This window comes from Psychrilyobacter piezotolerans (genome assembly GCF_003391055.1).
GTDB lineage: Bacteria > Fusobacteriota > Fusobacteriia > Fusobacteriales > Fusobacteriaceae > Psychrilyobacter > Psychrilyobacter piezotolerans.
The window spans coordinates 1-308 of the sequence record NZ_QUAJ01000086.1 but is presented as its reverse complement, the minus strand read 5'-3'; the positions used below and the strand labels follow the sequence as shown (position 1 = coordinate 308).

At 31.5% G+C, this 308-nt stretch carries 1 rRNA gene; it reads right to left on the bottom strand.

Annotated features, from left to right (window positions below):
• Positions 1 to 229 precede the first annotated feature (229 nt).
• Positions 230 to 308, bottom strand: a 16S ribosomal RNA gene (locus DYH56_RS15765); the annotation flags it as partial.

Here is a 308-nt window from a genome sequence, read left to right as displayed (position 1 = left end):
GAAATCTAATTTACGTTCAGTTATTTCTAACTCTTCGTTAATTATCGTTATGTTCTCACATAACTTGAAGATCTAATAAAATTGTTAATTTATTATTTCATTATTATATAGTTTTCAATGTCCAACTGGTATTTCTCTCAAAAAAAAAAGAGAACATTACCAAATAAATAGAGAAAGAGCATAAATATTCTTTATATAGATCATAACGATCTCATAAAGTGCTCCTTAGAAAGGAGGTGATCCATCCGCACCTTCCGGTACGGATACCTTGTTACGACTTCACCCCAATCGCTAATCACACCTTAGGA